The following is a 7,213-nucleotide window of genomic DNA, read 5'->3' as shown; positions in this document are numbered from 1 at the left end:
CGCCTTCGGTGATCGTGGCGGTTTCAACGACCGTGGCGGTGATCGCGGCGGCTTCGGCGGCGACCGCCCTTCCTTTGGCGGCAAGCGCGAAGGTGGTTTCGGTGGCGATCGCCCGGCATTCGCTGGCAAGCGTGAAGGCGGCTTCGGCGGCGACCGTGGCCCTCGCTTCAACAGCGATGACCGTGGTGGTGACCGCGGCGGCTTTGGCGGCGATCGTGGTGATCGCGGTGGGTTCGGTGGCGGCGACCGTGGCGGCTTCAACAAGGGTGGCTTCAACGACCGCAAGCCTTTCGGCGGCGACCGTCCCTCCTTCGGTGACCGCCCTCGCGGCGACCGTCCATCGTTCGGTGGCGATCGCCCTGCTTTCGGCGACCGTCCTCGTGGCGACCGTCCGTTTGGTGACCGCCCCGCGTTCGGTGATCGCCCTCAAGGTGATCGTCCGTTCGGCAAGCCCGCTGGCAAGTCCTTCGGTGACAAGTCGGGTGGCAAGTCGTTTGGCGACAAGCCTGGCTTCGGCGGCAAGCCTTTCGGCGCAAAGCCTGGCTTCAAGTCGGGCCCCAAGCCTGGCTTTGGTGGCAAGCGCCCTGGCTTCGGCAAGCGCGAAGGCTGATCACAGCTACTAACGTCAGAAGACTTCTGACGTGATGCACTGAAAGAGATGTTCAGGCCCGCAGCGTATGGGCCTGAACTTCAATGAATGCCGGGAAGAAACCGTTGGCATGCACGCTGATTCACAGCGGCATCTGACACCCATACAAATGGGTCAACCTGCTTGCGGCTGCGCCATGTGGCGCGCCTGTCATCAAGGTTGATTCAACACATCGGCCCCTGCGGGCGGTGTGAACTGAAACCGGGTGGTCGGGAAGACTACCTTGGACTCGAATTGCGCAAAGTCCAGGCGTGAGCGTTGGCCAAAGCTGTCCAGGATCTCCAGGGCAGCCAATTGCCCTTTTTGTGGGCCATTTTTGGTGAAACCAACGCGCACGGACTGGAACTGCCCGTCTTTGTGGCGCGGCAAGGCCTCCACCCATTCGAGAGATGACGTTGCCTGTGAAGGCGTCGAGGTCGCGGCCGCCGCACTCGACGAGCCAGCAGTCACAGCGACAGCCTTCAGGGTGAAGTCCTTGTCCAGCGACCCACCTGCCAGCAAGGCAGCAGGCGAAGCGCCAATGGTCGCGCTCATGGGCCGCACGGTCACCTGATTGAGATCGGTGTCGTACAGCCAGACCTTCTTGCCATCGCCCACGATCAACTGCTCGGTGGGGCCCGCATAAGCAAACCTGAACTTGTCAGGGCGCTGGAACTCCAGCGTGCCCGTAGATTTGCGCGTCTTCTTGCCATCCGGCGAGGTCACGACCTGCGTGAAGTTGGCGCGCGCGGTCTGCACGTCCTTGACGAAGTGGCGCAGCATGGCGACGGCATCAGCTGCCTCGGCCGCCTTGGCCTCCCCAACCGCATAAGCCACGTTGACCACGCCCGTCACGCTGAACAAGGTTGCTGCCAGCGCGCCCAACGCAGCAAGGCGCCCGCTCGAATTCATCTTCATGTTCTGTCTGGTTTTCTGCCTGAATCAGGCGTCCCAGGGCGCCGCCGTGGCGCCCCCTTCCCCACCGCGTGCCGGCGTGATGATCTCGCGGTTGCCGTTCGTGGACATGGACGACACCAGACCGGACTTCTCCATTTGCTCCAGCAAACGTGCCGCCCGGTTGTAGCCGATGCGCAGATGGCGCTGGACCAGCGAGATCGAGGCCTTGCGGTGCTGCAGCACGATCGAGACCGCGTTGTCGTACATCGGATCTTGTTCGCCGTCGCCGCCACCTGATGGCGAACCATCCAGGTTGCTGCCTTCGTCGCTCAGGTTGCCGCCCTCCAGGATGCCCTCGATGTAGTTGGGCTCACCCTGGGTCTTGAGGTACTCGACGACGCGGTGCACCTCTTCGTCACTCACGAAGGCGCCGTGCACACGCACTGGCAGGCCAGTACCCGATGGCAGATACAGCATGTCACCCTGCCCCAGCAAGGCTTCGGCACCCATCTGATCCAGGATGGTGCGGCTGTCGATCTTGCTGCTGACCTGGAAGGAAATGCGCGTCGGGATGTTGGCCTTGATCAGGCCGGTGATCACGTCCACCGAGGGGCGCTGCGTGGCCAGGATCAGGTGGATGCCGGCGGCACGGGCCTTCTGGGCCAGGCGCGCAATCAGCTCTTCGATCTTCTTGCCCACGACCATCATCAGGTCGGCCAGCTCGTCAATAACGATGACGACATGCGGCAGGCGGTCCAGCGGCTCGGGCTCATCCGGCGTGAGGCTGAATGGGTTGGGGATCAGCTCGCCACGCGCCTTGGCGTCATCCATCTTCTTGTTGTAGCCGGCCAGGTTGCGCACGCCCATCTTGGACATGAGCTTGTAGCGACGCTCCATTTCGCCCACGGCCCAGTTCAACGCATTGCCGGCCAGCTTCATGTCGGTCACGACCGGGCACAGCAGATGCGGGATGCCTTCGTAGACGCTCATTTCCAGCATCTTCGGGTCGATCAGGATCAGGCGCACATCGCGTGCTTCGGCCTTGTACAACAGGCTCAGGATGGTCGCGTTGATGCCCACGGATTTACCGGAGCCGGTGGTACCGGCCACCAGGCAGTGCGGCATCTTGGCCAGGTCGGCCACCACGGGGGCGCCTACGATGTCCTTGCCCAGGCCGATGGTCAGCATGGACTGGGCCTCGTGGTAAATCTGCGAGCCCAGGATCTCGGTCAGGCGGATCATCTGACGCTTGGCATTGGGCAACTCCAGCGCCATCAGGTTCTTGCCGGGGATGGTCTCCACCACACGGATCGAGACCAGCGACAGCGAACGCGCCAGATCCTTGGCCAGGTTAACGATCTGCGAGCCCTTCACGCCCGTGGCGGGCTCGATCTCGTAACGCGTGATCACAGGGCCTGGCGACGCTGCCACCACCCGCACATCCACGCCGAAGTCCTTGAGCTTCTTCTCGATCATGCGAGACGTCATCTCCAGCGTTTCGGAGGTGATGGTCTCCATGCGGCCCGTGGCGCTGTCCAGCAGATCGATCTGGGGCAGCTTGTTGTCCCCCATCTCGGCAAACAGGGGCTTCTGCTTTTCCTTGACCACACGCTCGGACTTGGGCACCTCGATCACGGGCTGTTCGATGATCAGCGGGATGGGCTCGGCCGGCAATTCATGGCGCACCTCTTCGACCACGCGCTCGCGCTCGATGGCGGCTTTTTCGCCGATGCGAATGTCCTGCGCCACCTCGCGCTTGGTTTCACGCTTCTCGCGCAGGCGGTCCACCAGCGAGCCGATGCGCTCGGCCAGATCCAGCCAGGAGAACTTCAAGGCCATCGATGAGCCGGCCACCAGCAGCGCAATCCACAGCACGCCCGAGCCGTTGAAGCCCAGCCACTTGCTGCTCAGTTGACCCAAGCTCAGGCCCAGAATGCCGCCTGCATGCTCGCCAGCCAGGCTCAGTTCATGGCGATACAAGCGCGTCCACTCCAGCGCACAGCTGGCCGACATCAGCAGGACCACACCCAGCCACAAGCGCCAGGGCGCAAATTCATGGCCATGATCGAATGGCGCCGGGTTGGCGCCCACTGTCACGCTGACAGCCGAATCACGGCGCAACCAGCGCGCCAGGCCACCCAACAGGATGCGGGCCCCCACCAGCAAGAACCACCAGGCCGATTGCCCGAACAGGAATTGCGCCAGATCCGAGCCGTAGGCACCGGCATGCCCCACCCAGTTGCTGGGCTCCAGGTGCTGCCCGGACGTGGTGAAAGCGGGATCCAGCCTGTTGTGGCTGAGCATGGACAACAGCGCCAGCAGCCAGAACACGCCGCCCAACAAAAGGCCAGCCTGAAAGCGCAGCGTGTTTTCGAGCGGCTCGGACGGCTCGACCACCGGCGCAGCAGGCACACGGTGCAATCGACCACTCACGCGCACACCAGGCGCCGCATCGGCCCGACCACGATCGCTGCCCTTGCCAGGCGCAGCGCCCTCAGAACGGAGAGAACCCAGGGGAAATGTCATGCCCGCATTGTGGGGGAATTTCGCCCATGAAAAACGCCCCTCGCGAGAGCCGCGAGAGGCGTTTACATGGAGAAACTGCGGAGGAAATCAGGCAGAGATTCAGGCCGTGGCGGCAAGGCGATCCTTGAGCACCACACTGCCGGTATCCTGAGTTTCGATCAGGCCACGCTCTTCCAGGTCCTTCATCACGCGCGACACCATCTCGCGCGAGGCGCCCACGTGCTTGGCCAGGTCCTGGCGCGACACCTTGCCGCGGATGACCTTCTCGCCAGCATCTTCGTCGGCCATGTCCAGCAGGGCGCGGGCCACGCGGCCATACACGTCCAGCAAGGCCAGGGATTCGATCTGGCGGTCGGCATTGCGCAGGCGCTGCACCAGGCCACGCAGGATGGCGTAGGACAGCGAGGAGTTCTCAGGCAGGCAGCGGGCAAATTCGGCACGGCCCAGCACCAGCACGTCGGTCTGCACTTCGGCGCGAACAGTGGCGGAATGGGGCTCGTTGTCGATCAGGCTCATTTCACCCAGATAGTCGCCGGCTTCCAGCACGGCCAGGATGACTTCGCGACCGCGTTCATCAGACGCCACCACGCGGGCACGGCCCGTCAGCAGGATGAACAGGGAGTTGGTCTTGCGACCACGCTCGACGATCAATTCGCCTCGGCGATAACGACGCTTGACCACGCCTTCGGCGATGGACTCGGCTTGCGCCTGGGTCAGCATCGAAAACAGCGGTACGCGGCGGATCAGATCGAGATTGGACAACATGGCCATGGCAGCTCCTCTATGTTCAGACGGGATGCGCCTGTCAAGAAAATTTGAATTTCAGGTGAGACTTTTCACCTGTGCGTGGTGTGACAAACAACCTGTCTCTACAATTTTCGGCAGTGGTTCGGAAATATTGAGCACTTTATGCAGCGACACTCCCGCCCCAAGGGCAAAAGAGCGCCGTGAAGACCGCACAGTTCCGCACCGGCTAAGCTTCGACCTACGACATCACCGAAAGAAAGACCGCCATGAGCGCCGAACAACACAGCAACGTCCTGATCCTGGGCTCGGGCCCCGCCGGCTACACGGCCGCCATTTATGCAGCTCGCGCCAACCTCAAGCCCACCCTGGTGACCGGCATGGCACAGGGCGGCCAGCTGATGACCACCACCGAAGTGGACAACTGGCCCGCTGACGTACACGGCGTTCAAGGCCCGGACCTGATGCAACGCTTTCAGCAACATGCTGAACGTTTCAACGCCAATATGGTGTTCGACCACATCAATGAAGTGGACTTGTCCAAGCGCCCCTTCACGCTCAAGGGCGACGCCGGCACTTACACGACGGATGCGCTGATCATCGCCACGGGCGCCTCGGCCAAGTACCTGGGCCTGCCCTCTGAAGAAGCCTTCATGGGCCGCGGCGTGAGCGGCTGCGCCACCTGCGATGGCTTTTTCTACCGCGACCAGGAAGTCTGCGTGGTCGGCGGCGGCAACACGGCCGTCGAAGAAGCGCTGTACCTGTCGAACATCGCCAGCAAGGTGCACCTGATCCATCGCCGCGACAAGTTCCGCGCAGAGCCCATCATGATCGACAAGCTCCACGAAAAGGCAGCCGCCGGCAAGATCGAACTGCACCTGTTCAACACCCTGGATGAAGTCCTGGGCGACCAATCCGGCGTGACGGGCGTGCGCATCAAGAACGTCAACGACGGCTCGACCACGGACATCAAGCTGCAAGGCTGCTTCATCGCCATCGGCCACCAGCCCAATACCGACATTTTCAAGGGCCAACTGGAGATGAAGGACGGCTACATCATCACCAAGGGCGGCAACGAAGGTTTTGCCACCCAGACCAGCGTACCGGGCGTTTTTGCTGCGGGCGACGTGCAGGATCACGTCTACCGCCAGGCCATCACCAGCGCCGGCACAGGCTGCATGGCGGCCCTGGATGCCCAGCGCTTCCTGGACAAATAAGTGGCGATCTGAAGCAAAACCAGCCAGGGACTTTGCCAAGTGCGAAGAATCTGGCTATAATCTCGGTTTTGCCGAAATTCGTCCCGGAGTGGGTGGCCTTTCCAAGGCCAATAGCTGCTTCCGGAAGGGCGCTTACCAGGGCTTACCGCCCTGCTCTGAGCACCGAGACCGCAACACCAGCGCTTTCAAGCGCTTTTAATGTGAACGGAGAAGCGTCATGGCACGCGTCTGTCAAGTCACGGGCAAGGGCCCGATGGTGGGAAACAATGTTTCTCACGCCAACAACAAAACCAAGCGTCGCTTCCTGCCTAACCTGCAGTACCGTCGTTTCTGGGTCGAGAGCGAAAACCGCTGGGTGCGTCTGCGCATCAGCACCGCCGCTCTGCGTCTGATCGACAAAGTGGGCATCGATCAGGTCCTGGTTGACCTGCGTGCCCGCGGCGAACTGTAATCAGGAGACACGATCATGGCTGCAAAAGGCGGACGCGAAAAGATCAAGCTGGAATCCACTGCGGGTACCGGCCACTTCTACACCACCAGCAAGAACAAGAAGACCACGCCTGAAAAGCTGGAATTCATGAAGTTCGACCCCAAGGCACGCAAGCACGTCGCCTACAAGGAAGTGAAGCTGAAGTAATTCAGCGCACGTCCGGCAGGCTCAGGCCTGCTCGCCAAAAACCCGCCCTGCGCAAGCCTGGCGGGTTTTTTGTTTTGAGGTGCCTGACGTCAGGCATTGCGATCAGTCAAACGACTGACTTCCCATCGCCGCAGAATGCAGTTCATGACTGCCCCCCTCATCAACGGTCAAGCGCTGGCCGGCAAAAAAGCGCTCATCGTCGGCGTCGCCAACGAATCTTCCATCGCTTACGGTTGCGCCAAGGCTTTCAAGGAACTGGGCGCAAACATCGCCATCACCTATCAGAACGACAAGGCGCGCTCTTTTGTCGAGCCTGTGGCGCAGGAGCTTGGCGCAGACATTTTTGCGCCACTGGACGTGACCCAGCCCGATCAGATCTCGGCGCTGTTCGAGACCATCGCCCAGCGCTGGGGCAAGCTGGATCTGCTGGTGCACTCGATTGCCTTTGCACCCAAGGCTGATCTTCAGAACGGCCTGCTCAACAGCTCGCCCGAAGGTTTCGCCAAGGCGATGGACATCTCCTGCCACTCCTTCCTGCGGCTGGCACGAGAGGCCGTTCCCCTG

General features: G+C 62.0%; 7 protein-coding genes and 1 pseudogene. 5 read left to right on the top strand and 3 right to left on the bottom strand.

Translation table 11 applies throughout. The features are described 5' to 3' along the window. Positions 1 to 610 (top strand): annotated as a pseudogene (locus tag EPO09_RS18525) (ATP-dependent helicase); the annotation flags it as partial. 192 nt (positions 611 to 802) lie between these two features. On the opposite strand, the gene lolA reads toward EPO09_RS18525, so the two are convergent. The 3 genes from lolA to EPO09_RS18510 form a co-directional block, all read right to left on the bottom strand. Next, the gene (lolA, locus tag EPO09_RS18520; RefSeq protein ID WP_290645386.1) at positions 803 to 1,546 is read right to left on the bottom strand and encodes an outer membrane lipoprotein chaperone LolA; all 744 of its coding nucleotides are present in this window, start codon (positions 1,544 to 1,546) and stop codon (positions 803 to 805) included. A gap of 24 nt (positions 1,547 to 1,570) precedes the next feature. Continuing rightward, positions 1,571 to 4,051, bottom strand: a complete 2,481-nt coding sequence (locus tag EPO09_RS18515) for a DNA translocase FtsK (protein WP_290645384.1) — start codon at positions 4,049 to 4,051, stop codon at positions 1,571 to 1,573. Positions 4,052 to 4,150: 99 nt separating this feature from the next. After that, positions 4,151 to 4,822 (bottom strand): cyclic nucleotide-binding domain-containing protein, encoded by a 672-nt coding sequence (locus EPO09_RS18510; RefSeq protein WP_035039440.1) that lies wholly within the window; start codon positions 4,820 to 4,822, stop codon positions 4,151 to 4,153. A 242-nt stretch (positions 4,823 to 5,064) separates the two neighbouring features. On the opposite strand from EPO09_RS18510, the gene trxB reads away from it, so the two are divergent. The 4 genes from trxB to EPO09_RS18490 all read left to right on the top strand — a co-directional run. After that, positions 5,065 to 6,012, top strand: a complete 948-nt coding sequence (gene trxB, locus EPO09_RS18505; protein ID WP_290645381.1) for a thioredoxin-disulfide reductase — start codon at positions 5,065 to 5,067, stop codon at positions 6,010 to 6,012. A gap of 217 nt (positions 6,013 to 6,229) precedes the next feature. Further along, complete coding sequence (rpmB, locus tag EPO09_RS18500) at positions 6,230 to 6,463, top strand: 50S ribosomal protein L28 (protein ID WP_290645379.1); 234 nt, start codon at positions 6,230 to 6,232, stop codon at positions 6,461 to 6,463. 15 nt (positions 6,464 to 6,478) lie between these two features. Then, positions 6,479 to 6,649 carry a 50S ribosomal protein L33 gene (gene rpmG, locus EPO09_RS18495; RefSeq protein WP_058087945.1) on the top strand — a complete coding sequence of 57 codons (171 nt, stop codon included), beginning with the start codon at positions 6,479 to 6,481 and terminating at the stop codon, positions 6,647 to 6,649. Positions 6,650 to 6,793: 144 nt separating this feature from the next. After that, the coding region (locus EPO09_RS18490) for an SDR family oxidoreductase (RefSeq protein ID WP_290645375.1) at positions 6,794 to 7,213 on the top strand (420 nt) is incomplete at its 3' end.

Source organism: Aquabacterium sp. (assembly GCF_004297345.1).
Taxonomy (GTDB): domain Bacteria; phylum Pseudomonadota; class Gammaproteobacteria; order Burkholderiales; family Burkholderiaceae_C; genus Aquabacterium.
This window is presented reverse-complemented; position numbering and strand designations above follow the sequence as displayed.

Excerpts from the sequence above, each read along its gene's own strand:
- lolA (WP_290645386.1), bottom strand. The coding sequence starts at position 1,546 with ATGAAGATGAATTCGAGCGGGCGCCTTGCTGCGTTGGGCGCGCTGGCA.
- EPO09_RS18515 (WP_290645384.1), bottom strand. The coding sequence starts at position 4,051 with ATGACATTTCCCCTGGGTTCTCTCCGTTCTGAGGGCGCTGCGCCTGGC.
- EPO09_RS18510 (WP_035039440.1), bottom strand. The coding sequence starts at position 4,822 with ATGGCCATGTTGTCCAATCTCGATCTGATCCGCCGCGTACCGCTGTTT.
- trxB (WP_290645381.1), top strand. The coding sequence starts at position 5,065 with ATGAGCGCCGAACAACACAGCAACGTCCTGATCCTGGGCTCGGGCCCC.
- rpmB (WP_290645379.1), top strand. The coding sequence starts at position 6,230 with ATGGCACGCGTCTGTCAAGTCACGGGCAAGGGCCCGATGGTGGGAAAC.
- rpmG (WP_058087945.1), top strand. The coding sequence starts at position 6,479 with ATGGCTGCAAAAGGCGGACGCGAAAAGATCAAGCTGGAATCCACTGCG.